General features: G+C 66.8%; 1 protein-coding gene. It reads left to right on the top strand.

Going from position 1 to position 274, the window contains the following annotated elements; genetic code table 11:
- On the top strand, positions 1-274 hold a 274-nt coding region (locus tag R0J88_RS20065; protein ID WP_410900885.1), incomplete at both ends, for an FAD-linked oxidase C-terminal domain-containing protein.

The raw sequence follows: 274 nt of genomic DNA, 5'->3' as shown, positions 1-274 counted from the left end.
ATCGCCTGGCTGGCGCCCACCGATCCGCAGGCCGCGCTCGATATCCTGGGCCTGTTCCAGCAGCAGTGCGGCTCGCGCCTGTCCGCCTTCGAGATGATCGACAGCAATCAGTTGGACATCGTCATGGCGCACGTGCCCGGCCGCAAGAATCCGCTCAGTGGCGCGCATCCGTGGCATGTGCTGGTGGAGCTGTCGGACACCGGCAGCGGGACGGAACTGCAGGACGTGCTGCAGCAGATCCTGGAGCAGGCGTCCGAACAGGGCCTGCTGCACG

Origin of the sequence: Pseudoalteromonas sp. SIMBA_162, from assembly GCF_046535955.1 — a bacterium.
Taxonomy (GTDB): Bacteria; Pseudomonadota; Gammaproteobacteria; order Enterobacterales; family Alteromonadaceae; genus Pseudoalteromonas; species Pseudoalteromonas marina.
Note: the sequence above shows the minus strand (reverse complement) of the source record. Positions and strands in the feature narration are given on the sequence as shown.